This window comes from Streptomyces sp. SID13726, from assembly GCF_010548375.1.
Taxonomy (GTDB): domain Bacteria; phylum Actinomycetota; class Actinomycetes; order Streptomycetales; family Streptomycetaceae; genus Streptomyces.
In genome coordinates this window covers 127390-148891 of record NZ_JAAGLY010000011.1, presented here as the reverse complement: position 1 = coordinate 148891, position 21502 = coordinate 127390, and the positions used below count along the sequence as shown (strand labels likewise).

21 protein-coding genes are annotated in these 21502 nt (G+C 70.9%); 8 read left to right on the top strand and 13 right to left on the bottom strand.

Annotated features, from left to right (window positions below):
- Positions 1-3: 3 nt before the first annotated feature.
- Positions 4-1470 (bottom strand): fatty acid--CoA ligase family protein, encoded by a 1467-nt coding sequence (locus G3I78_RS27530; protein WP_164429251.1) that lies wholly within the window; start codon positions 1468-1470, stop codon positions 4-6.
- A 73-nt stretch (positions 1471-1543) separates the two neighbouring features.
- Between G3I78_RS27530 and G3I78_RS27525 the strand changes: the two genes are divergently transcribed.
- On the top strand, positions 1544-2710 hold the full coding sequence (locus G3I78_RS27525; RefSeq protein WP_164429249.1) for an acyl-CoA dehydrogenase family protein: 1167 nt from the start codon (positions 1544-1546) through the stop codon (positions 2708-2710).
- A 22-nt stretch (positions 2711-2732) separates the two neighbouring features.
- On the opposite strand, the gene G3I78_RS27520 is transcribed toward G3I78_RS27525, so the two are convergent.
- The 8 genes from G3I78_RS27520 to G3I78_RS27485 form a co-directional block, all read right to left on the bottom strand.
- A complete protein-coding gene (locus G3I78_RS27520) occupies positions 2733-3689 on the bottom strand; it encodes an electron transfer flavoprotein subunit alpha/FixB family protein (protein WP_164429247.1) in 957 nt (318 codons plus the stop codon).
- A 36-nt stretch (positions 3690-3725) separates the two neighbouring features.
- Complete coding sequence (locus G3I78_RS27515) at positions 3726-4511, bottom strand: electron transfer flavoprotein subunit beta/FixA family protein (RefSeq protein ID WP_164429245.1); 786 nt, start codon at positions 4509-4511, stop codon at positions 3726-3728.
- Positions 4512-4544: 33 nt separating this feature from the next.
- The gene (locus G3I78_RS27510; protein WP_164429243.1) at positions 4545-5291 is read right to left on the bottom strand and encodes a GntR family transcriptional regulator; all 747 of its coding nucleotides are present in this window, start codon (positions 5289-5291) and stop codon (positions 4545-4547) included.
- 24 nt (positions 5292-5315) lie between these two features.
- Positions 5316-6509: a CaiB/BaiF CoA-transferase family protein gene (locus G3I78_RS27505; RefSeq protein ID WP_164429241.1), complete on the bottom strand. Its 1194-nt coding sequence runs from the start codon at positions 6507-6509 to the stop codon at positions 5316-5318.
- Between the two features lie 131 nt (positions 6510-6640).
- On the bottom strand, positions 6641-6907 hold the full coding sequence (locus tag G3I78_RS27500) for a hypothetical protein (RefSeq protein ID WP_164429239.1): 267 nt from the start codon (positions 6905-6907) through the stop codon (positions 6641-6643).
- 61 nt (positions 6908-6968) lie between these two features.
- On the bottom strand, positions 6969-8420 hold the full coding sequence (locus G3I78_RS27495; RefSeq protein WP_164429237.1) for a FadD3 family acyl-CoA ligase: 1452 nt from the start codon (positions 8418-8420) through the stop codon (positions 6969-6971).
- A complete protein-coding gene (locus G3I78_RS27490) occupies positions 8417-9598 on the bottom strand; it encodes an amidohydrolase family protein (RefSeq protein WP_164429235.1) in 1182 nt (393 codons plus the stop codon). The genes G3I78_RS27495 and G3I78_RS27490 overlap by 4 nt, the downstream gene beginning before the upstream one ends.
- Before the next feature lie 38 nt (positions 9599-9636).
- Entirely contained in the window at positions 9637-11175 is a 1539-nt protein-coding gene (locus tag G3I78_RS27485) for an AMP-binding protein (protein ID WP_164429233.1), read from the bottom strand.
- Positions 11176-11262: 87 nt separating this feature from the next.
- Between G3I78_RS27485 and G3I78_RS27480 the strand changes: the two genes are divergently transcribed.
- Genes G3I78_RS27480 through G3I78_RS27470 form a run of 3 tightly spaced genes read left to right on the top strand, consistent with a single transcriptional unit; the run spans position 11263 to position 13739 of the window.
- Complete coding sequence (locus G3I78_RS27480) at positions 11263-11982, top strand: enoyl-CoA hydratase/isomerase family protein (RefSeq protein ID WP_343243863.1); 720 nt, start codon at positions 11263-11265, stop codon at positions 11980-11982.
- A 45-nt stretch (positions 11983-12027) separates the two neighbouring features.
- A complete protein-coding gene (locus G3I78_RS27475; RefSeq protein ID WP_164429229.1) occupies positions 12028-12891 on the top strand; it encodes an LLM class F420-dependent oxidoreductase in 864 nt (287 codons plus the stop codon).
- Between the two features lie 5 nt (positions 12892-12896).
- Positions 12897-13739, top strand: coding sequence for an SDR family oxidoreductase (locus tag G3I78_RS27470; RefSeq protein ID WP_164429227.1), 843 nt, complete (start codon positions 12897-12899; stop codon positions 13737-13739).
- A gap of 3 nt (positions 13740-13742) precedes the next feature.
- Here the strand turns inward: G3I78_RS27470 and G3I78_RS27465 are convergent, their stop codons facing one another.
- From G3I78_RS27465 to G3I78_RS27450, 4 genes are read right to left on the bottom strand one after another with little or no spacing between them, the layout of a single operon-like run.
- Positions 13743-14501 carry an SDR family NAD(P)-dependent oxidoreductase gene (locus tag G3I78_RS27465; RefSeq protein WP_164429225.1) on the bottom strand — a complete coding sequence of 253 codons (759 nt, stop codon included), beginning with the start codon at positions 14499-14501 and terminating at the stop codon, positions 13743-13745.
- Positions 14498-15334: a TauD/TfdA family dioxygenase gene (locus G3I78_RS27460; protein ID WP_164429224.1), complete on the bottom strand. Its 837-nt coding sequence runs from the start codon at positions 15332-15334 to the stop codon at positions 14498-14500. Before G3I78_RS27460 ends, G3I78_RS27465 begins: the two co-directional genes overlap by 4 nt.
- 20 nt (positions 15335-15354) lie before the next feature.
- Positions 15355-16566, bottom strand: a complete 1212-nt coding sequence (locus G3I78_RS27455; protein WP_164429222.1) for a CoA transferase — start codon at positions 16564-16566, stop codon at positions 15355-15357.
- Entirely contained in the window at positions 16563-18014 is a 1452-nt protein-coding gene (locus tag G3I78_RS27450) for an aldehyde dehydrogenase family protein (protein ID WP_164429220.1), read from the bottom strand. The genes G3I78_RS27455 and G3I78_RS27450 overlap by 4 nt, the downstream gene beginning before the upstream one ends.
- Before the next feature lie 212 nt (positions 18015-18226).
- Here G3I78_RS27450 and G3I78_RS27445 point away from each other — a divergent pair, with 212 nt between their 5' ends.
- The 4 genes from G3I78_RS27445 to G3I78_RS27430 are packed head-to-tail and all read left to right on the top strand — an operon-like array spanning position 18227 to position 21495.
- Positions 18227-19018, top strand: coding sequence for an NAD(P)-dependent oxidoreductase (locus tag G3I78_RS27445; RefSeq protein ID WP_343243862.1), 792 nt, complete (start codon positions 18227-18229; stop codon positions 19016-19018).
- Between the two features lie 18 nt (positions 19019-19036).
- Positions 19037-19897 (top strand): mycofactocin-coupled SDR family oxidoreductase, encoded by an 861-nt coding sequence (locus G3I78_RS27440; protein WP_164429217.1) that lies wholly within the window; start codon positions 19037-19039, stop codon positions 19895-19897.
- Positions 19898-19932: 35 nt separating this feature from the next.
- On the top strand, positions 19933-20124 hold the full coding sequence (locus G3I78_RS52900) for a ferredoxin (RefSeq protein ID WP_164429215.1): 192 nt from the start codon (positions 19933-19935) through the stop codon (positions 20122-20124).
- A gap of 15 nt (positions 20125-20139) precedes the next feature.
- Positions 20140-21495: a cytochrome P450 gene (locus tag G3I78_RS27430; RefSeq protein WP_164429213.1), complete on the top strand. Its 1356-nt coding sequence runs from the start codon at positions 20140-20142 to the stop codon at positions 21493-21495.
- The last annotated feature ends 7 nt before the right edge of the window (positions 21496-21502 follow it).

Sequence of the window (21502 nt, the reverse complement as noted above, 5' to 3'; positions counted from 1 at the left end):
GCGTCAGCCTTTCCTCGGGGTGTCCAGCAGCTGCCGGCGCAGCAGTTTTCCGGTGGGGGTGTAGGGGAGTTCGGGGAGGAAGGCGACCGTGTCGGGGGTACGCGAGCCCCGCAGCCGGGCGCGTACCCAGGAGCGCAGCGTCTCCGCGTCCGTCACCGCCCCCTCGTGGACGACGACGAACGCGGCGATCCGCTCGCCCCACTCCTCGTCGGGCACCCCGACGACAGCCGCCTCACGCACGGCGGGGTGCCCCAGCAGGACGTCCTCGATCTCGGCCGGAGCGATGTTCTCGCCGCCCCGGATGATCGTGTCGTCGGCCCGCCCCGAGATGAACAGATAGCCGTCGCCGTCGAAGCGGGCGAGATCGCGGGTGTGGAACCAGCCGTCCGCGTCGAGGAGGGCGTCCGCCCCCCTGTACTCACCGGAGACCTGCGGCCCCCGCACCCACAACTCACCTGCCAGGCCTGGAGATCGAGTGCCTCGGATCTCCGCCTCCACCCCCGGCACCATCCGGCCCGCCGAGCCCAGCCGCGCCCGCACCGCCGGGTCGTCCGACGCCAGCGCCGTCCGATGGTCCTCCGGGCCGAGCAGGGCGATCGTCGAGCTGGTCTCGGTGAGACCGTAGGCATTGGTGAAGCCCGTGTCGGGGAAGGCGTGCAACGCCGCCTCCAGGACCGTGTGCGGCATCCGGGCCCCGCCGTACGCCAGCGACCGCAGCGTGGGTACCGAGGCCGGCCGGCCGTCCAGATGCTCCACGATCCGGGCCAGCATCGTCGGCACGACCATCGCGGACGTGACCCCCTCCGCGCGCACCAGCGCGAGCCACGCCTCCGGCTCGAACGCCCCCAGATGCACCATGCGGCGCCCGGCGTAGAGGTTGCTGAGCACCGAGCCGACCCCCGCCACGTGATACGGCGGCACGCTCGTCAGGACCGCGTCCTGCGGTCCGGCCGAGGCGAACTCGACGGTCTGGAGGACGTAGCTGCTCAGATGCCGGTGCCGCAGCACCGCCGCCTTGGGCGCCGCCGTGGTCCCGCTGGTGAAGAGCAGCACCGCCGGGTCGTCCGGCGAGCCCTCCCAACCGGAGGCCGGTGCGACGGACATGGCTTCCTTGAGCAGGTCCTCGGGCGTTCGGGCCTCCTCGAAGGCGCCCGCGAAGGCCTCGTCGGCGACCACCAGTGGCCGCTCGGTGTGCCGGAGCAGAGCGGTCAACGCGTCCGGCGACAGACGGTAGTTGACCGGCACCAGCGGCACCCCGGCCAACGCGGCGCCGAACAACATCACCGGAAACACAGGCCCGTTGACCCCGGCGAACACCAACTCCCGTGCACCGGAGGCATGGACCACGGCGGCGACCCCGGCAGCCGTCCGCCGCAGTTCCGCACAGGTCGTCCCGGAGGCGAGGGGGCCGATCGCCACCCGGTCGGGATCACCGGCCACGGCCATGTCGAGCAGCGTCGCGATGTTCAAGGCGGTCTTCCTTTCTCGGCGGACGCGAACGCTATTCTACTTACAGGGAAACCTCATTCTCCAGGGAGGCGCCGTGGATTTCGAGTTGACCGAGCAGCAGGAGGACATCCGGGCGGGCGTCCGCGAACTGGCCGCCTCCTTCGGCCCCGAGTACTGGGCGGCCCAGGACGAACGGGCCGAGTTCCCCTGGAGCTTCTACGACGCCTTCGCCAAGGCGGGCTGGCTGGGCATCGCCGTCCCCGAGGAGTACGGCGGCGGGGGACTGGGCGTCCTGGAGGCCTCGCTGCTGCTCGAAGAGGTGGCCGCCTCGGGCGCCGGCATGAACGGGTGCAGCACCATGCACCTCACCATCTTCGGCCTCAACGTCCTCGCCCGGCACGGCAGCGAACACCTCCGCCGCGAGGTCCTCCCGCACGCCGCCTCCGGCGACCTGCACGTCTGCTTCGGCGTCACCGAACCCGACGCCGGCACCGACACCACCAGCATCTCCACCTTCGCCCGCCGCGACGGCGACCATTACGTCATCGACGGCCGCAAGATCTGGATCACCAAGGCCGGGGACTCCCAGAAGATGGTGCTCCTCGCCCGCACCACCCCGCGCGACCAGGTGGACAAGCCCACCAAGGGCATCTCCGTCTTCCTCGTCGACGTCGACCGCACCGCCATGGACATCCGGCCGATCCCCAAGATGGGCCGCAACGCCGTCGCGTCCAACGAGATCTTCATCGACGGCCTGCGGGTCCCGGCCACCGCCCGCATCGGCGAGGAGGGCGAGGGCTTCCGCTACCTCCTCGACGGCCTCAACCCCGAGCGCATCCTGCTCGCCCACGAAGCCCTCGGCCTCGGCCGGGCCGCCCTCGACGCGGCCACCCGCTACGCCCGCGACCGGATCGTCTTCGGCCGCCCCATCGGCCAGAACCAGGGCATCGCCTTCCCCCTCGCCGAAGCCCTGACCCGGCTCGACGCGGCCCGCCTCATGGCCCGCAACGCCGCCTGGCGGTACGACCGCGGCCTGGAGTGCGGACGCGAGGCCAACATGGCCAAGTTCCTGTGCGCGGACGCCGGTTTCCAGGCCGCCGACCGAGCCGTGCAGACCCTGGGCGGCATGGGATACGCCCGCGAGTACCACGTCGAGCGGTACTTCCGTGAGTCCCGGCTGCTCAGACTGGCCCCGATCAGCCAGGAGATGGTCCTCAACTACGTCTCCCAGCACGTGCTCGGGCTGCCCAGGTCCTACTGAACCGGGCAGCCCCTCAACACGTTCAGCCCTTGCGGGAGTTGATCTCCTCGGTGAGGGCGGGGACGACGTCGAAGAGGTCGCCGACGACGCCGTAGTCGACGAGGTCGAAGATCGGGGCCTCGGCGTCCTTGTTGACCGCCACGATCGTCTTCGAGGTCTGCATGCCCGCGCGGTGCTGGATCGCGCCGGAGATACCGTTCGCGATGTACAGCTGCGGGGACACGGACTTGCCGGTCTGGCCCACCTGGTTGGTGTGCGGGTACCAGCCCGCGTCGACGGCCGCCCGGGAAGCGCCGACCGCTGCTCCCAGGGCATCGGCGAGTGCTTCTACGACGGTGAAGTCGCCGCCGATGCCACGGCCGCCGGAGACGACGATCGCGGCCTCGGTCAGCTCCGGACGCCCGGTCGACTCACGCGGGGTGCGGCCGGTCACCTTGGTGCCGGTGGCCTGCGCGGAGAACGACACCGACAGGGCCTCGACCGCGCCCGCGGCCGGGGCGGCCTCGACGGCGGCCGAGTTGGGCTTCACGGTGATGACCGGAACGCCCTTGGAGACACGGGACTTGGTGGTGAAGGAGGCGGCGAACACCGACTGGGTGGCCACCGGGCCCTCGGCGCCGGCCTCGATGTCGACGGCGTCGGTGATGATGCCGGAGCCGATGCGCAGCGCGAGGCGGGCGGCGATCTCCTTGCCCTCGGCGGAGGAGGGGACCAGGACGGCGGCCGGGGAGGCGGCCTCGACGGCGGCCTGGAGGGCGTCGACCTTCGGTACGACCAGGTAGTCGGCGTACTCGGAGGCGTCGTGGGTGAGGACCTTGACCGCGCCGTGCTCGGCGAGCGCGGCGGCGGTGTCGGCGGCGCCGCCTCCCAGCGCGAGGGCGACGGGCTCGCCGACGCGGCGGGCCAGGGTCAGCAGCTCCAGGGTGGGCTTGCGGACGGCACCGTCCACGTGATCGACGTAGACGAGAACTTCAGCCATGGGACAGCAACTCCTGTGAAATCAAGGACGGTTGGATCAGATGAACTTCTGGCTCGCGAGGTACTCGGCGAGCTGCTTGCCGCCCTCGCCCTCGTCCTTGACGATCGTGCCCGCGGTACGGGCGGGACGCTGGGCGGCGGAGTCGACGGCCGTCCACGCCCCCGCCAGGCCGACCTCCCCGGCGTCGAGGTCCAGGTCGGACAGGTCCCAGGACTGAACCGGCTTCTTCTTCGCCGCCATGATCCCCTTGAAGGACGGGTAACGCGCCTCGCCCGACTGGTCGGTCACCGACACCACCGCAGGCAGCGCGGCCTCCAGCTGCTCCGAGGCGGCATCCCCGTCGCGGCGGCCCTTCACGGTGCCGTCCTCGACGGAGACCTCGGACAGCAGCGTGACCTGCGGGACCCCGAGACGCTCCGCGACCAGCGCCGGTACGACACCCATCGTGCCGTCGGTCGAGGCCATCCCGGAGATCACCAGGTCGAACCCCGCCTTCTCGACCGCCTTCGCCAGCACCAGCGAGGTCCCGATCGCATCCGTGCCGTGCAGGTCGTCGTCCTCGACGTGGATCGCCCTGTCGGCACCCATCGACAGGGCCTTGCGCAGCGCGTCCTTGGCGTCCTCGGGACCGACGGTCAGGACGGTCACCTCGGCGTCGTCCGCGTTGTCGGCGATCTGCAACGCCTGCTCGACCGCGTACTCGTCCAGCTCGGACAGCAGCCCGTCCACGTCGTCGCGGTCGACGGTCAGGTCATCGGCGAAATGCCGGTCGCCGGTGGCGTCGGGCACGTACTTCACGGTGACAACGATCCTCAAGCTCAAGGCCTTCTCCTGATTCTTGCGTGTGCGACGACGTCAGCGCCCGCTGCGCCGCAGCCGTACGCGATACGAGTAGTGCTCGGGCAGGAAGTGACCGACGGCCAGCTCCACGAGCTGTCCGTCAGCCGACTGGTAGACCCGGTCGATGCGCAGCAGCGCCCGGCCCGGTTCACAGCCGAGGTGTTCGGCGATCTCGGCGGTGGCCGCCGCGACCGTGATGCTCTGCTCGGCCTCGGCGATCGGCTCGGGCAGCCGCGCGTCGAGCAGGCCGATGACGGTGGAGGCGCTGGAGGTGCCGGGTGCGGCCAGCTCCGGGACCGACTCCAGCAGCCGGCCGACCTCCGGGGGCAGGAACACGGAGGTGTGACAGAACGCCGTGTCCTCGTGCAGCCGCAGGAAGGCGACCTGGTGGACCTGGTCGGTGTGCAGACCCAGCCGGCCCGCCGCGTCCACGTCGACCCGCCGGTGCAGGGGTGTGACGACGTCCATGCGGGTGTCGAGGGACAGGCTCATCAGGTCGTCCACCGAGCCGAACTGGCGCAGATACTGCTCCTCGCGCGGAGTGGCGAAGGTGCCGCGTCCCGGCACCCGGTGGACGAGACCCTCGGCGACGAGGTCCTGGAAGGCCCGCCGTACGGTCTGCCGGCTGATCCCGAACCGGTCGGCCAGCTCCGCCTCCGTGGGCAGCCGCACCCCCTCCGGGAAGTCGTGCCGCAGGATCGCCGCCCGCAGCTCGCGCGCGAGCCGCAGATAGATGCTGTCCCGCTGTGTCCGCTCGGCCATGGTGTCTCCTGTGCGGCCCGGTGCTCAGACGACCGCGTCGGCGCGCAGCACCGCGATGTCCGCGTCGCCGCGCCCGAGTTCGGTGAGGATCGCCGTGGTGTGCTCGCCGACCGCGGGTACCGGGTCCATGCGCGCGGGCAGGCCCGCGAGGTCGGCCGGGGGCAGCAGCGCCTCCACCGTGGCCCCGCCGGGGACCGCCACCTCGTGCCAGCGGCCGCGGGCGGCCAGGACCGGGTGGTCGAGGAACGCGGCGACGTCGTTGACCCCGGCACAGGCGATCCCCATGTCCTCCAGGTCCCGCAACACCTCGGCGGCGGTGGAGCGCGCGACGCGCTCGGCGACCACGCTGTTCAGCTCCGCGCGGTGGGCGACCCGGTCGGAACCGGTGGCGAAGCGCGGATCCCGGGCCAGCTCGGGCTGTCGTAGGAAATTGGCGCAGAGGCTGATCCATTCGCGTTCGTTCTGGATCGAGAAGAGCACGTCCTTGCCGTCGGCGGCCGTGAAGGCGCCGTAGGGGGCGATGGTGGCGTGCTGGGTGCCCAGGCGGGGCGGCTGACTGCCGCCGTAGCGGGTGTAATTGGCCGGCTGGCTCATCCACTCGGCCAGTGCCTCGAAGAGCGACACCTCCACCGGGTGGGACCTGCCGGTGGTGGCGCGGGTGTACAGCGCGGTGAGGATGCCGCTGTAGGCGTACATCCCGGCCGCGATGTCGGCGACCGAGATCCCCACCCGCGCGGTCTCCTCGGCGGTCCCGGTCAGCGACACCAGGCCCGTCTGGCACTGCACCAGCAGGTCGTACGACTTGCGGTCGGCCCACGGTCCGTCCGTGCCGTACCCGGAGATCGTGCACGGGATCAGGCGCGGCCACCGGGCGGCCAGGGAGTCCGTCGACAGCCCCAGCCGGTCCGCCGCGCCCGGGGCCAGGTTCTGCACGAACACGTCGGCACCGTCGAGGAGCTGGTCCAGGATCTCGCGCCCGCGCGGGTCCTTGAGGTCCAGCGTGAGCGATTCCTTCGACCGGTTGAGCCACACGAAATAGCTGGAGTGGCCGTGCACGGTCGTGTCGTAGCGCCGGGCGAAGTCGCCGTCGCCCGGCCGCTCCACCTTGATCACCCTGGCCCCGAGGTCGGCGAGCTGGCGGGTCGCGTAGGGCGCGGCCACGGCCTGCTCCAGGCTGACCACCGTGACCCCGGACAGGGGAAGCTGAGGCACGCTCATGCGGCCATTTGTACGGCCAAATCCAAGAGGGTGTCAACGGCCGCCGTACCCCCACGACCTGTGCTCTTCGCCACCCGGCGGATGTCGGGCGGATCACTCCCGGCGGCTTTGTACGGCTGTATCGCGGACGGTCAGTTCTGCCGACCCGGAGTGCACAGCACCAGCACCGCGCGGGCGACCAGTTCGCCGGCGCCGCCGAGTTCCTGGCGGTAGCGGTCGGTGATCTCCCGTACGGTCTCCGCGAAGCCGGGGTCGACGGCGCGGGCCCGGGCCGGGGCGGGGAGTTCCTGGGCCATCTCGCGCCGGCGCGCGAGCAGCGCGATGATCTCCTCGTCGAGCCGCTCTATCCGAGTGAGTGACATGTCTTCCCCCGGGGCGGTGGCCTGGTTCGTCGTCACGCTCAATCTCCGTTCTCCGGCGCGAAACGCGGTTCTTCCGCGCACAACGCGGCGCGTTCCTTCACAGTTGGTCCTTCAACACCTTGCCCGTGGCGGTCAGCGGCAATTCCTCCCGGAACTCGACGGCCCTGGGCACCTTGAACCCGGCCATCCGCTTCCGGCTCCAGGCGAGCAGTTCCGCCTCGGTCACCGGAGCGCGCCGCACCACGTACGCCTTGCCCACCTGGCCGAGCCGGTCGTCGGGCACGCCGACCACCGCGGCCCGCGCCACCGCCGGGTGCTCCAGGAGGAAGCCCTCGATCTCGGCCGGATAGGCGTTGAAGCCGCCGACGATGAACATGTCCTTCTTGCGGCCGACGATCCTGAGGCGCCCCTGGTCGTCGAGTGTGCCCAGGTCACCGGTGTGCAGCCGGCCGTCCGGGCCGATCGCCCCGGCGGTGGCGGCGGGGTCGTCGAGGTAGCCGAGCATCACGCTGTAGCCGCCGACCAGCACTTCGCCGTCGTCCGCGAGGGAGATCTCGACGCCGTCGCACGGGGTGCCGACCGTCGTGGCGATGTCCTCGAAGGAGTCGCCGGGCCGCGAGGCGGTGACGGTGCCCGCCTCGGTGAGGCCGTAGCCGGTCATGATCGACCGGAAGGGCAGCTCCTCGCGGATACGGCGGATCAGCTCGACCGGGATGTCCGCGGAGCCGGTCACCGCCGCCCGCAGCGAGGACAGGTCCCGGCGGCCGTGGGCCTCCAGGAGCGAGTGGTACAGCGTGGGCGGCCCGGGGAGCATGGTCACCTTCTCGCGCTCCACCAGGTCGAGGACGACGTCCGCGTCGAAGACCGGCACCGGCAGGATCGTGGCGCCGCGGATCAGCGAGGCGATGAGGCCCGCCTTCCAGCCGAACATGTGGAAGAACGGGTTGACGATCAGATAGCGGTCGCCCTCCCGCAGATCGGCGAGATCGCACCACTCCGAGAACAGCCGGAGGTTCTGGGCGTGGCTCATCAGCACACCCTTGGGCCGCCCGGTCGTCCCCGAGGTGAAGATGATGTCGCAGACGTCGGTCCCGCTCACCTCGCGGGCGAACGGCTTCCCGCTCGCGAGGAAGTCCGACTTCAGGTCGATCACCGGGACGCCGGGCGGACCGGTGAACTCCAGCCCGAGGAAGCCCTGTTGGACGAGGAGCGCCTTGGCCCCGCTGCGCCGGACGATGTCATGGGCCTCGTCCGCCTTGTACCGGGTGTTGACCGGTACCAGCACCCCGCCGGCCGTCAGCAGTCCGAAGGCGGCGACGATCCACTCGGCGGAGTTGGGCGCCCAGACCGCGACCCGGTCGCCCTTCTCCACCCCCAGTTCCGCGAAGGCTCCCGCCGCGACCCTCACCCGCTCGACGAGTTGGGCGAAGGTGAGGCGCAGCGGACCGTCGACGACCGCCTCGGCGGCACCGAAGCGGTCGGCCGCGCTCAGCACCATCGCCGGGACCGAGTCCCAAGTCACCGGAGAACCGGCGGACTTCGACGTCATGCCGGGATCAGCCTGGACAGGTTCCCGCCCATGATCTTGGCCTGGTCGGTGATGCTCAGCCCCTGGATGGCCTCGACGTACGACGTCGGCTGGGCCAGCCCCTCAGGGTGCGGGTAGTCCGAGCCGAACAGGATGCGGTCGACGCCCATCAGGTCGACGAGTCCTCCCAGGTCCTCCTCGTAGAAGGGGCTGACATGGATGCTGTTCTTGATGGCCTCGACCGGGTTCCCGAGGAACTGCTCCGGCATCTTCTTGTACACGTCGGCGAGTTGGTCGAGCAGCGGGGCCACCCAGGACGAGCCGTTCTCGATCAGCGCGATCTTCAGCTCCGGGAAGCGGAACAGCGCGCCGTGGCACACCCAGGCCGCCACCGCGTCCTGGATCGGCCGCCACTCGTTGACCTGCCGGAAGGCGTTCGACTTGAACGGCAGCATCTCCGCGCCGCCGCCCTCCCAGTCGGCGGCGTACTTGGCGTACCCGCTGTCCGAGGAGTGCATCGCGACCAGCACCCCGGTCTCCACGACCCGCTTCCAGAACGGGTCGAACTCCTCCAGGGCGAAGGAGCGCGAACCGCCGTACCCCGGCACCGGGGCCGGCCGTACGAGGATCGCCTTGGCGCCGTGCTCCACCGCCCAGTTGAGCTCGGCGATGGCCTTCTCGACGATCGGGAGGGTGATCACCGGGGTGGTGAGGATGCGGTCCTCGTAGTTGAACGACCAGGTCTCCAGCAGCCATTCGTTGAGCGAGTGGATCACCGCGTGGATCAGCTCGGGGTGATGCCGCATCCGCTCCTCGATGAGGCTCGCGAGCGTCGGGAACATCAGCGTGCGCTGTACGCCCAGCTCGTCCAGCAGCTCCAGACGCGGCCCCGGTTCGCGGAAGGCGGGGATCGAGCGCATCGGCTCGCCGAAGATCTCCCGGCGGGACTTCCCGTCCGGGTTGCCCACGCGGAAGTACTCCTCCATCGCGCCCGGACGGGCGACCACCTCGAAGGTGGGGTTGGGGATGTAGTCGCTGATCTGGCCCAGGATCGCGATCTTCGTACGGCCGCGGACCTGCACGTACTCGATGGCTCCCTCGTACTGCTTGGGGAGGTACCTGGTCAGTGCCTCTTCGGTCTCGTACAGGTGGTTGTCCGCGTCGAAGAGCGGATACGGCAGCGCGCGAGGCGACGACATGAGACCCTCCTTTGCTTTCTGAGAGAATCGTATTCTCTTCACTTGCGTACGGCAATGTCCTGCCGCAGCCGGAACTTCTGGACCTTGCCGCTCGCCGTGCGCGGGAAGTCGTCCACGCCGTGCAGTTCCTCGGGCCACTTCTGCCGGGCCAGGCCCGCGTGCTCGAAGTGGACGCGCAACTCGTCGAGCGTGGGCAGGGGTTGACCGGGCAGCATGCGCAGGAAGGCCGCCGCGTGCTCGCCGAGCCGTGCGTCGGGGGCGGCCACCACCGCGGCCTCCGCCACCCCGGGCAGCCCCAGCAGCACTTCCTCCACCTCGGGCGCGCTGATGTTCTCGCCGCCGCGGATGATGACGTCCGCCTTGCGGTCGGTGATCGCGAGATAGCCGTCCTCGTCGAGCACGCCGATGTCCCCGGTGCGGTACCAGCCCTGCTCGTCGAAGGTCTTGGCGGTCAGGGCCGGGTCGGTGTAGCCGAGGCACAGGTCGGGGCCCCGGCTGAGGATCTCGCCGTCCTCGGCCAGCCGGATCTCCACACCGGGCAGCGGGTCCCCGTCGGTGAACAGCCGCTTCGCCTCGGGTGCGTCGTGCCGGGACGAGGTGATCGAGGGGTGCTCGGTGCTGCCGTACGCCCGGAAGACGTGGATGCCGAGGCCGGCCAGCCGCGTGGTCACGGCGGCCGGGACCGAGGAGCCGCCCAGGCCCGCGTACCTCATGTACGGCAGATGGGTGGCGGGGACGAACCCGGGATGTTCCAGCAGGCTCGTGATGTAGTACGGCGCCCCGCCCCCGACGTGCAGTTCGTGACTGACCATCAACTCCAGTGTCCGGCCCGGGTCCCAGACGTCCGTGAGGTGGACCGGGGTGCCGTCCAGGACCGGGATCAGGAAGGCGTTCACCATGCCGATGAAGTGGCCCACCGGGGCCGCGGTGAGCTGGTCGCCCCGGTCGGGCGGGTAGCTCGCGGCGAGTTGGCGGGTCTCGTGGCCGAGGGTCTGGTGGCTGTGCACGACGCCCTTCGGGTCGCGGGTGGTGCCCGAGGTGAACGCGATCAGGGCCGGGGCCGTCGGATCGACGGGGAGGGTCCCGAACAGGGGCTTGTCCGCGAGCAGTTGCTCGAAGTCACGGCCCACCACCCCCACGACCGGCACCTCGGCGCACAGGTCCGGCTGGAACTCCAGCCGCCCGAACCGTTCGGCGGCGACGAAGACCTGGGGCCGCACGGAGTCGAGGATGTAGCCGACCTCCTTGCGGCCGTAGAAGTGGACGATCGGCACCACGGCCGCCCCGAGGATCGCCGAGGCCCAGAACACCGCAGCCGCCTCCATCCAGTTGGGCAGCTGGAAGGCGACCGTGTCACCGGGGCCCACGCCCCGCTCGTGCAGCCCGGCGGCCAGTCGGCGTGCCGTCTGCTCGACGTCCGCGAAGGTGCCGGACCAGGGGCGGACGGCCGAATGGACCCGGAACTCGGTGTCGGGGGCCGCCGCGAGGCCCCGGGTGAGCAGATCCCCGATCGTGTCCCGGGTCCACCAGCCCTCCGACTCATAGCGTTCGACCAGATCTGCGGGGATCCTTCGCATGAGAGTGCTACCTCCAGTGCTGCGGGTCGGCGGCGCATACGCTATTCTCCGTTTTGGAGAATGCCAATATCCCTCGGGGGGAATCGCGTGATCGACCTCGACGTGGACCAGGGCCTCGCCGTGGTCACCATCGACCGCCCGCACGCGCGCAACGCCATCTCGCTCGCCACGATGGACGAGCTGGAGAAGGCGCTCGACGCGGCGGCGGGAGCGCGAGCCCTGGTGATCAGGGGCGCCGGTGACCGGGCCTTCGTCTCCGGCGGAGATCTCAAGGAACTCGCCGCGATCCGTACCGAGGTGGACGCGGCGGACATGGCATGGCGGATGCGCCGTGTCTGCGACCGGATCGCCGCCTTCCCGGCCCCCGTGATCGCCGCGCTCAACGGCCATGCCCTGGGCGGCGGGGCAGAGGTCGCCGTCGCCGCCGACATCCGGGTGGCCGCGGACGACATCAGGATCGGCTTCAACCAGGTGACCCTCGCGATCATGCCCGCGTGGGGCGGCGCGGAACGGCTCGCGGCACTCGTCGGCAAGGGGCGTGCCCTGATGCTGGCGGGTTCGGGCACCGTCCTGGATGCTGTGCGGGCACAGCAACTCGGCCTGATCGACGAGGTGTTGCCGCGTGCCGCGTTCGACGAGGGATGGCGTACGCTCGCCCGCTCCCTCGCCCACGCCCCGGCCGCGGAGATCAAGCGCGTGGTCTCGGGCGGCACTTCGGCGCACGAGGCGGTACAGGCCTTCGCCCGGCTCTGGGCGGCGGACGCCCACTGGGAGGCGGCGGACAGGGTGATGTCGCGCACGAAGTGAACGACACGGCGACGTCCCACCAGCGGTGAGCGACAGGAGGCGGCGGTGCGTTTCATCTTCCACTACCCGGAGACGGGCGGCCCCGACGGGGACTTCCTCGACGCCGGGCCCCTGCACGAAGTGGCCGCGGCCGCCGAACGGCACGGCTTCGACGGGCTGTCGTTCAGCGAGCACCCGGCGCCGGGCGCCCGCTGGCTCCACTCGGGCGGCCACCAGACCCTCGACCCCTTCGTCGCCCTCGCCTACGCGGCCGCCGCGACGGAACGCCTGCGGCTGCTGACCTACCTCGCCGTCGCCCCGTACCGCAATCCCTTCCTCCTCGCCAAGGCCGCCGCCACCCTCGACAAGCTCTCCGGGGGCCGGCTGATCCTCGGGCTCGGCGCCGGATACCAGAAGAGCGAGTTCCACTCCCTCGGCGTCGACATGGCCGAGCGCAACGCCCTCTTCGACGAGGTGCTCGACGTGCTGCCGCTGCACTGGAGCGGTGAGCCGTTCAGCTACGAGGGACGGCACTTCAGCGCACGGGACGTGGTCGCGCTGCCACGGCCGGTGCAGCGGCCCGTCCCCGTCTGGATCGGCGGCAACTCCCGGCTGAGCCGGAGGCGGGCCGTCGAGCGGGCGCAGGGCTGGATGCCGATGTCCGGGGGAGCGCAGCTGAGCACCACCGCGCGGACGCCCGAACTGGGATCGGTGCGCGAACTGGCCGCACAGATAGCCGAGTTGGGTGCTGACATCGACGTCGTGTACTCCTACCGGGACGCCGAGCCCGGCGAGGCCGACCGTCATCGAGAAGCCTTCGCCGAGCTGGAGAAGGCCGGTGTCACCTGGGTGGTCGTGTCCTGCCCGGCACGGTCGGCCTCGGCCACGCTGGAGTTCCTGGAGTCCTTCGGCGCGGCCTGCCTGCGGTGACGGGGATGGGGACGGGCTGGTTCGAGGAGCGGGCGGGGCTGGTGGGGACCGTCGCCGTGGTCACCGGCGGGGCGGGCGGACTCGGGGCGGCCGTCACCCGCGACCTGGCCGCGAACGGCGTGCGGGTGGCGGTGATCGACACCGACGGGGAGGCGGTCGGGAAGCTGTCCGGCCCCGACCTGATCGCCCATCACGGCGATGCCCGCGAACCCGACGCTCTCGGCGCCCTGTTCGAGGCGGTCGACCGCCGCTGGGGCCGCCTCGACACCCTGGTCAACGTCGTCGGCGGCACCTTCCGCGCGCCCTTCACCGACACCACCCCGAAGGGCTGGGACGCGATCCTGCGCACCAACCTCACGCATGTCCTGCACGCCTGCTCCCTCGCGGTGCCCCGGATGCGCGCCGGCGGCCGGGGCGGCAGCATCGTCAACCTCACCACCGTCGAGGCCCACCGCGCGGCCCCCGGCTTCGCCGTCTACGCGGCGGCCAAGTCGGCGGTCGAGCACTTCGCGCGCACCCTCGCCGTCGAACTCGCCCCCGAGCGGATCAGGGTCAACAACGTGGCCCCGGACCTCACTCCCACGCCGAACATGCGCAAGTTCGGCGTACGGCACGACCCCGAGGGCATCCGCGTCGCCATCCCCATGGGCCGGGTCGGCGAGCCCGCCGACGTCTCCAACTGCGTGGTCTTCCTCGCCTCGGGCCTGTCCGCGTACGTCACCGGGACCACCCTGCACCCCGACGGCGGCACCCACGCCTCCTCGGGCTGGTTCAACTGGCCGGAGACGGGCTGGGACAACCACGCTCCGGCACAGCTGCTCGGCCGGCTGGGAAGCGGCACCGAGTGAACCTCAGGTGTTCCGGCCGCCGTTGACCCCGATCACCTGCCCGGTGACATAGCCCGCCTCCTCGGACACCAGGAACGAGCACGCGGCCGCGATGTCCTCCGGGCGCCCTGGCCGCCGTACCGGAGTCAGCTCGGCATGGTGGTCCACCGAGCCGCCGAGCAGCCCGCGCTGCTCCGAGGCGCGCAGCATCGGGGTGTCGACGAAGCCGGGCGGGATGGTGTTCACCGTGATCCCCGACGGGCCGAGCTCCAGGGCCAGGGCCTTGGTGAAGCCGATGAGACCGGCCTTGGAGGCCACGTAGTGCGTCATGTACGGCTGGCCCGACTGTGCGCTGGAGGAGGAGATGTTGACGATCCGCCCCCAGCCGGCCTCCTTCATGTCGGGCACGACCGCCTGGCAGAAGTAGAACGGGCCGCTCAGGTTCACGGCCATGATCCGGTCCCACCACTCGTCGGTGATCTTCAGGAACCCCTCGGTGCGGGCCACCCCGGCGTTGTTGACCAGCACCGACACCGGACCGCCGAGAACCTTCCGGACCTCTTCCACGGCCTCGTCGACCCGGGCGCGGTCGGACACGTCGACGCCCCCGAACGCGACCGCCTCGTGGCCCTTCCGCCCTATCTCGTCGGCCACTTGAGCCGCCGACTCCTCGTTGAGGTCCAGGACCGCGACGGCGAACCCGTCCTCGGCCAGCCTCAGGGAGATCGAGCGCCCGATGCCCGAACCGCCGCCCGTCACGACCGCCGTACGCCGCTCGCTCATGCCACCGCCTCCTCGCCCGCCAGTGAGGTGCGGTGCATCAGCCGGGAGGACGCCTTGCCGTACGGCAGGGCCCGGTGCAGCATCCCGGTGTTGTCCCAGATGACGAGGTCGCCCTGGCGCCAGCGGTGGCGGAGGGTGAACTCCGGCCGGGTGGCCCGCTCCAGGAGACCGTCGAGGAACGCCCGCCCCGCGTCGGCGGGCCGGCCCACGACCTCGCCCGCGGTCGCGCCGATCAGAAGGGACTTGCGGCCACCGGCGCGCGTCCAGACCAGGGGGTGCTCGCGGGCCGGATTGCGGTCCCAGGCGGCCCGTTCCTTCGGCGACGGGTCCGGGGTCACCAGGAGCTGCGAGGCCGTGAAGCTGTGCACCACGCGCACCCCCTCCAGCTCCCGCTTCTCGTCGTCCGTCAACGCCTCGTACGCGGCGAAGGTGTTGGCGAACTCGGTGTCGCCGTCCCCCTCGTCCGAGATCTGGCGTGCCGTCAGAAGCGTTGCCCGGTCGGGGATTTCGCTCGTCGTCCCGTCGATGTGCCAGTGGAAGGTGCTCTCCCGGTAGGCGGCCAGCGGGCTCTTGGAGGGGTCCCGGGTGATGCGCTGGATCTCCTGGTGGGTCGGGTGACCGCCCATCGGCAGCGGGACGACCTGGCCCAGCAGCCTGCTGAACGCGACCAGATCGTCGTCGTCGAGGTCGGCCTCGCGGTAGATCACCACCCCGCGCCGCTCCAGCGCGGACCGGCATTCCTCCGCCACGGCCTTGTCGACCAGGCGGCTGCCGGACAGACCGGTGATCTCGACACCGGTCGTCGGGGTGAGTTCGGTGACGGTGACTGCCATGTACGGGTCCTCTCGTGCGTTCAGGTCACCGCTCCCGCGGCCTTCAGCTGTGCGATCCGCTCCCAGTCCAGGCCCAGCTCCAGCAGGACCTCCTCGGTCTGCGCGGCGAACTCCGGTGCCGGGTCCAGCGCGGGGGCGCTGACGTCGAACTGCACGGGACTCGCGGCGAGTTCGAGCTCACCGGCGCGGAGCAGGTACTCGTTCGCCCGGACCTGGGCGTCCGAGCCCACCTGGAGGGAGTCCTGGACGGGAGCCCAGGGTCCCGCCAGCGTGGCGAACCGCTCGGTCCACTCCGCGAGCGTGCGGCCGGACAGCACCTCGCGGAGGATCTTCACGGCCTCCTCGGTGTGCGCGGCCAGGTCCTCGGCGGTGGCGAAGCGCGGGTCCTCGGCCAGTTCGGGCCGGTCGACGTGCCGGCACACATCGGCCCAGAACTTGCCGGGCTGCATCATGACGAAGGCCAGATAGCGGTCGTCGGAGGTGCGGTACAGGCCGGACAGCGGATTGGTGGGGGAGCCGTGACCGCCCAGGGGCGGCGCGACCATCGGCTTGTCGAGGTGCACGGAGAGCGCGACGCCGTGGCCCAGGGCCCACACCCCGCTGCCCAGCAGGGAGACGTCCACGACCGGCGCCTCACCGGTGCGCTCGCGCTTGAGCAGCGCGGCCGCGATCCCCCCGGCGAGGTTCGTCCCGGAGATGGTGTCCCCGTACGCCGGACCCGGAGGCGGGATCATGCCCTCCACTCCGGGCGGGGTCAGGCTCGCCGCCGTGCCCGCCCGGGCCCAGAAGGCCGTCATGTCGTAGCCGCCCTTGTCCGCCTCACGGCCGCGCGGGCCCAGCGCGCTGCCCCGGGCGTACACGATCCGAGGGTTCAGTGCGCGGATGTCGTCCACGTCGATGCCGAACTTCCGCCGCGCGTCCGGCAGGAAGCTGGTCAGGAACACGTCCGAGCGCCTGACCAGGTCGTACAGCACCTCCCGGCCCTCCGGGCGTGCCATGTCGAGGCCGAGGCTGCGCTTGCCGCGGTTGGCGTGCTCGACGTTCGGGTTGGGGTCGCCCTCCACCTTGAAGGCCCCGGTCTGCCGCAGTCCGCGCTGTGGATCGCCGCGTACGGCGTGCTCGACCTTGACGACGTCGGCGCCCCAGTCGGCGAGCACGGCACCGGCCGACGGCACGAAGCCGTACATGGCGACTTCGAGGACCCGTATGCCGTCGAGCGGTCCGGTGCTCATGCGACCACCTCGCCGTAGGTCTTGCGTTCCATGAACTCCTCCAGTCCGTCGATGCCCTTCTCCCTGCCGATCCCGGACTGTCGGTAGCCCCCGAACGGGGTGTCGGCGAAGAAGTAGTTGCCGCCGTTCACGCTGAACGTGCCGGTCCTGATCCGCCGTGCCAGCGCCAGGGCCCGCTCCCGGTCGGCGCCCATGACCGCGCCGGACAGCCCGTACACCGAGTCGTTCGCGATCCGCACCGCGTCGTCCTCGTCGTCGTACGGCAGGACCGCGAGGACCGGCCCGAAGACCTCCTCCTGCGCCAGCTCGCTCCTCGGGTCCACGCCGGTGAGCAGGGTGGGTGTGTAGAAGAAGCCGGGGTCGACACGCTTGCCGCCGGTCACCAGCGTGGCGCCCGCGGCGACGGCGCGCCGGACCATGCCGTCGACCTTGTCCCGCTGCCGTTCGCTGATCAGCGGGCCCATGTAGGTGCGGGGGTGCGCGGGATCGCCGTACCGCACCCGGTCGAGCGCGCCCGCGACCCGCTCCACGATCTCGTCGTGCCGGTTCCTCGGCACCAGCATCCGGGAGGTGATCGCGCAGCTCTGCCCCGCGTGCAGACAGATCATGTACGCCGCGTAGCGCGCCGCCGCCGTGAAGTCGGCGTCGTCCAGGACGATCAGGGCCGACTTGCCGCCGAGTTCGAGGAAGACCCGCTTCACCGTGGAACTCGCGGCGGCCATGATCCGGCGCCCGGTCGCGGTGGAACCGGTGAAGCTGACCATGTCGACGGCCGGGTGGGTGGTGAGCAGCTCTCCGACCGCAGTGTCCGACGCGGTCAGGACGTTCACCACACCCGGCGGGACGTCGGTGTGCTCCGCGATCAGCTCGCCCAGGGCCAGGGTGATCAGCGGGGTGTCCGGGGCACCTTTGAGTACGACCGTGCAGCCGGCGGCCAGTGCGGGGGCGAGCTTGGCGAGGGCCAGCTGGACGGGGTAGTTGTACGGCACGATCGCCGCGAGGACCCCGCCCGCCTCCTTCTCCACCCAGCGGTGATGGCGCTGCCCCTGGTACTCGACCACGCCCAGATCCTCGGTCAGCGGGTGGGTGCGCAGCAGGTCGGCGTAGTAGCGGACCAGCTCCACCGGCTCGTCGAGCTGCTGGCCGTGGGTGAGCATGCGGGGCGCGCCGACCTCGGCGATCGTCAACTCCCGTAGTTCTTCGAGGTGTTCGGTGAGCGCCCGGTGGAGCTGGTCGAGGCAGTGGATCCGGAACTCCCGGTCCGTCGGCCAGCTCGTGGTGTCGAAGGCGCGGCGGGCAGCCGTGACGGCGGCCTCGGCCTGCTCGGGCGTGGCGTCCGGGGCGGCGCCGAGGACGTCGCCGCTCGCGGGGTCGATCGTGGTGAACGTCCGCTCCGGGTCGAGGAGTTGTCCGTCGACGAGCAGCCGTCGTGTGTGCGGGAGTGGCATCCCGTTCCCTTCCCGGCTGTGGAAATGTGGTTCTCTGAAAGAGAGATCCAGTGTCCAGTTCGCTGAGAACCATACCCCTACCCCTGGCGCCCGTCACGACCTCGGCTGTGTGCTCCTTCCATTTGTCATGCAGTGACATGAAGTCAAGACACGGGACTTCCGATCGACGCCTCGATGAAAGTATGGTTCTCGCATTCGGAAGGGAGATTCTTGTGATCGGTGTCGTGGGCGCCGGGAGAATGGGCCGCCCGATGCTCCGCAGGCTCGCCGAGGCAGGCCATGACGTGCGGGTGCTCGGCCGGAGCACCGAGACCCGCCGTGCCCTCGACCGGGAGTCGGCCCGGGTCGTGGCCGACACGGCCGAGGTCGCCGAGGGTGCCGACGCCGTGCTGGTGTGCGTGTACGACGACGACCAGGTCCGTGAAGTCTGCCTGGAGAGCGGGCTGTTGGACGCGATGCCGGCCGGAGCCGTCCTCGTCGTCCACACCACCGGCCATCCGGACACCGTCGAGGCCGTCGCGGCACGCGGGATCGACGTGGTCGACGCCCCCGTCAGCGGTGGCCCGCACGACATCGCCGCGGGTCGCGTCACCCTCTTCGTGGGCGGCGCCGACGACACCGTCGCCCGCGTCCGGCCGATCCTGCGCAGCTACGCCGACCCCGTGCTGCACGTGGGCCCACTGGGCACGGGACAGCGGGTCAAGCTGGTCAACAACACCCTCTTCGCCGCCCAGATCGGCCTGCTGTCCCACGCGGCACGCCTGGGGCGGCAGCTCGGAATCGACGAGACCGTCCTCCTGGACGCCCTCACCCACGGCAGCGCCGCGAGCCGCGCCCTCGCCGGAGTCGTACGCCGCGGCTCGGTCGCGGAGTTCGCCCGGTCCACGGCCGGATTCCTCGGCAAGGACCTGGACGTCGTCAGGGCGGTCGCGGACCAACTCGGCGCGGACCTCGGGGCCTTGGCCGCCGTGCTGGACGCGGCGGCCCCCGGACAGCAGCACTGAACACGAAGGGACACCCCGATGGGACGAGTCGAAGGCAAGGTCGCGTTCATCACCGGCGCGGCACGCGGACAGGGACGCAGCCACGCCGTGCGGCTGGCCGAGGAAGGCGCCGACATCATCGCGGTCGACATCTGCCGCGACTACGAGACGGTCGGCTACCCGATGGCGACACCCGAGGACCTCAAGGAGACGGCCCGCCTGGTCGAGGAGCAGGGCCGCCGGATCGTCGCGCTCCAGGCCGACGTACGGGACACCGCGCAGCTGCGCGGCGCACTGGACACGGGCCTCGCCGAACTCGGCCGCCTGGACATCGTGGTCGCCCAGGCCGGCATCGCCCCGCTGCGCGGCGAACCCAAGCTCCAGGCCTGGTGCGACGCGATCGACGTCGACCTGATCGGCACCATCAACGCCATCCAGCTCTCGCTCCCGCACCTGCGCGAGGGCGCCTCCGTCATCGCGACCGGCTCTACCGCGGCCCTCATGGACCACGGCATCGTGCAGGACCCCGGCGCCAACCCCGGGGGCGCCGGATACGCCTTCGCCAAACGGGCGTTGTCCGAGTACGTACACGAACTCGCCCGGAATCTGGCACCGTTGAACCAGCGCGCCAACGTCATCCACCCCACCAACGTGAACACCCGGATGCTCCAGAGCGAGCCGATGTACAAGTCGTTCCGGCCCGACCTGGAGAACCCCACCCGCGAGGACGCCGAGCCCGCCTTCGCGGTGCAGCAGGCCATGCCCGTCCGGTACGTCGAGCCGCGCGACATCAGCGAAGCCGTACTCTTCCTCGCCTCGGACGAGGCCCGCTTCATCACCGGGACCCAGCTGCGGGTGGACGCGGGCGGATACGTCAAGTGGTACGACTGGCACCGCTGAGCAGCGAGAACCCCACCGTGACAGGGAGGCAATCCGTGAAGGTGCGAGTCGATCCGGAGCGCTGCCAGGGCCACACGCTCTGCGCCATGATCGCGCCGAAGGCCTTCGAACTGGACGACGTCGACGGGCACTCCACCGCCGTCGGCGAGGACGTCCCGGCCGACCAGGAGGAGGAGGTGCGCGAGGCCGCGCACTCCTGCCCGGAACGAGCCATCCAACTGTTCTGAAAGGAGGGCGACTTCATGAGCGAGGCCGAGGACCGCAAGAAGCACCAGGTGCACTTCGACCGCCACACCCCCGAGTACCGCCACCAGTTCGAGGAGATCACCCACGAACTGCACGGCAAGTGCCCCATCGCCTGGACCGACACCCACGGCGGCCACTGGGTCGCCAGCGGCCACCACGAGGTCTTCGAACTCGCCCGGTCCGCCGAGTACCTCTCCAACGACCACGACGTGAAGGGCGAGCGGCGCGGCTACAAGGGCATCACCATCCCCTCGCCGCCCCGCGCCCGCGAACAGCAGGGCGGATTCCTGGAGATGGACCCGCCGGGCCAGCGCCACTACCGCCAGACCCTCAACCCCTACCTCTCCCCGGCCGCCGTCAGCCGCTGGATCCCCTTCGTCGACGAGGTGGTCCGCGCCTGCATCGACGAGAGGATCGAGGACGGGCGGATCGACTTCGTCGACGACCTCGCCAACATCGTCCCGGCCGTCCTCACCCTGGCGATGATGGGCATCCCCCTCAAGGACTGGACCGTCTACAACGAACCGGCCCACGCCTCCGTCTACACCCCGCCCAACTCACCCGACATGCCCCGGGTCTCGGAGCTCGGCCGGAACATGGGCATGGCCCTCTACATGTCCATCCTCAAGGTCCGCGAGCAGCCCAGGCCGGGCCTCATCGACGCCCTCGTACATGCCGAGATCGACGGGAAGAACCCCTCCGACGAGGAGCTGACCGGCGTCCTCGCCCTGCTCGTCGGCGGTGGCTTCGACACCACGACCGCGCTCACCGCGCACGCCCTGGAGTGGCTGTCCGAACATCCCGGTGAGCGGGACCGGCTCAGCCGCGAGCGCGAGACCCTGCTGGACTCGGCCACCGAGGAGTTCCTGCGCTATTTCACACCGGCGCCGGGAGACGGCCGTACGTTCTCCGCCGACTGCGAGATCGCCGGCCAGCGGTTCGAGGAGGGCGAGCGGCTGTGGCTGTCCTGGGCGATGGCCAACCGGGACCCGTCCGTCTTCCCCGACCCCGACCGGGTCGACATGGAACGCAAGGGCAACCGGCACAGCAGCTTCGGCCTCGGCATCCACCGCTGCATCGGCTCCAACGTCGCCCGCACGGTGTTCAAACGGATGGTCACGGCCGTGCTCGACCGCATGCCCGACTTCCGCTGCGACCCCGACGCCACCGTCCACTACGAGACGATCGGCATCATCCAGGGCATGCGCCGGCTCCCGGCCACCTTCACACCCGGCACCCGCCTCGGCCCCTCCCTCGACGAGACCTTGGAGATCCTCCAGAAGGCCTGCGACGAGGAGCGCCTCGCCGAGCCGGTCACCGTACGACCGGGCCGGGCGCGCATCACCCGCTGACGACGAA

Bases quoted from the DNA above. Each gene is read 5' to 3' on its own strand.
- G3I78_RS27520 (WP_164429247.1), bottom strand. From the start codon at position 3,689: ATGGCTGAAGTTCTCGTCTACGTCGATCACGTGGACGGTGCCGTCCGC.
- G3I78_RS27510 (WP_164429243.1), bottom strand. From the start codon at position 5,291: ATGGCCGAGCGGACACAGCGGGACAGCATCTATCTGCGGCTCGCGCGC.
- G3I78_RS27505 (WP_164429241.1), bottom strand. From the start codon at position 6,509: ATGAGCGTGCCTCAGCTTCCCCTGTCCGGGGTCACGGTGGTCAGCCTG.
- G3I78_RS27495 (WP_164429237.1), bottom strand. From the start codon at position 8,420: ATGACGTCGAAGTCCGCCGGTTCTCCGGTGACTTGGGACTCGGTCCCG.
- G3I78_RS27490 (WP_164429235.1), bottom strand. From the start codon at position 9,598: ATGTCGTCGCCTCGCGCGCTGCCGTATCCGCTCTTCGACGCGGACAAC.
- G3I78_RS27485 (WP_164429233.1), bottom strand. From the start codon at position 11,175: ATGCGAAGGATCCCCGCAGATCTGGTCGAACGCTATGAGTCGGAGGGC.
- G3I78_RS27470 (WP_164429227.1), top strand. From the start codon at position 12,897: ATGGGGACGGGCTGGTTCGAGGAGCGGGCGGGGCTGGTGGGGACCGTC.
- G3I78_RS27465 (WP_164429225.1), bottom strand. From the start codon at position 14,501: ATGAGCGAGCGGCGTACGGCGGTCGTGACGGGCGGCGGTTCGGGCATC.
- G3I78_RS27460 (WP_164429224.1), bottom strand. From the start codon at position 15,334: ATGGCAGTCACCGTCACCGAACTCACCCCGACGACCGGTGTCGAGATC.
- G3I78_RS27455 (WP_164429222.1), bottom strand. From the start codon at position 16,566: ATGAGCACCGGACCGCTCGACGGCATACGGGTCCTCGAAGTCGCCATG.
- G3I78_RS27450 (WP_164429220.1), bottom strand. From the start codon at position 18,014: ATGCCACTCCCGCACACACGACGGCTGCTCGTCGACGGACAACTCCTC.
- G3I78_RS27440 (WP_164429217.1), top strand. From the start codon at position 19,037: ATGGGACGAGTCGAAGGCAAGGTCGCGTTCATCACCGGCGCGGCACGC.
- G3I78_RS27430 (WP_164429213.1), top strand. From the start codon at position 20,140: ATGAGCGAGGCCGAGGACCGCAAGAAGCACCAGGTGCACTTCGACCGC.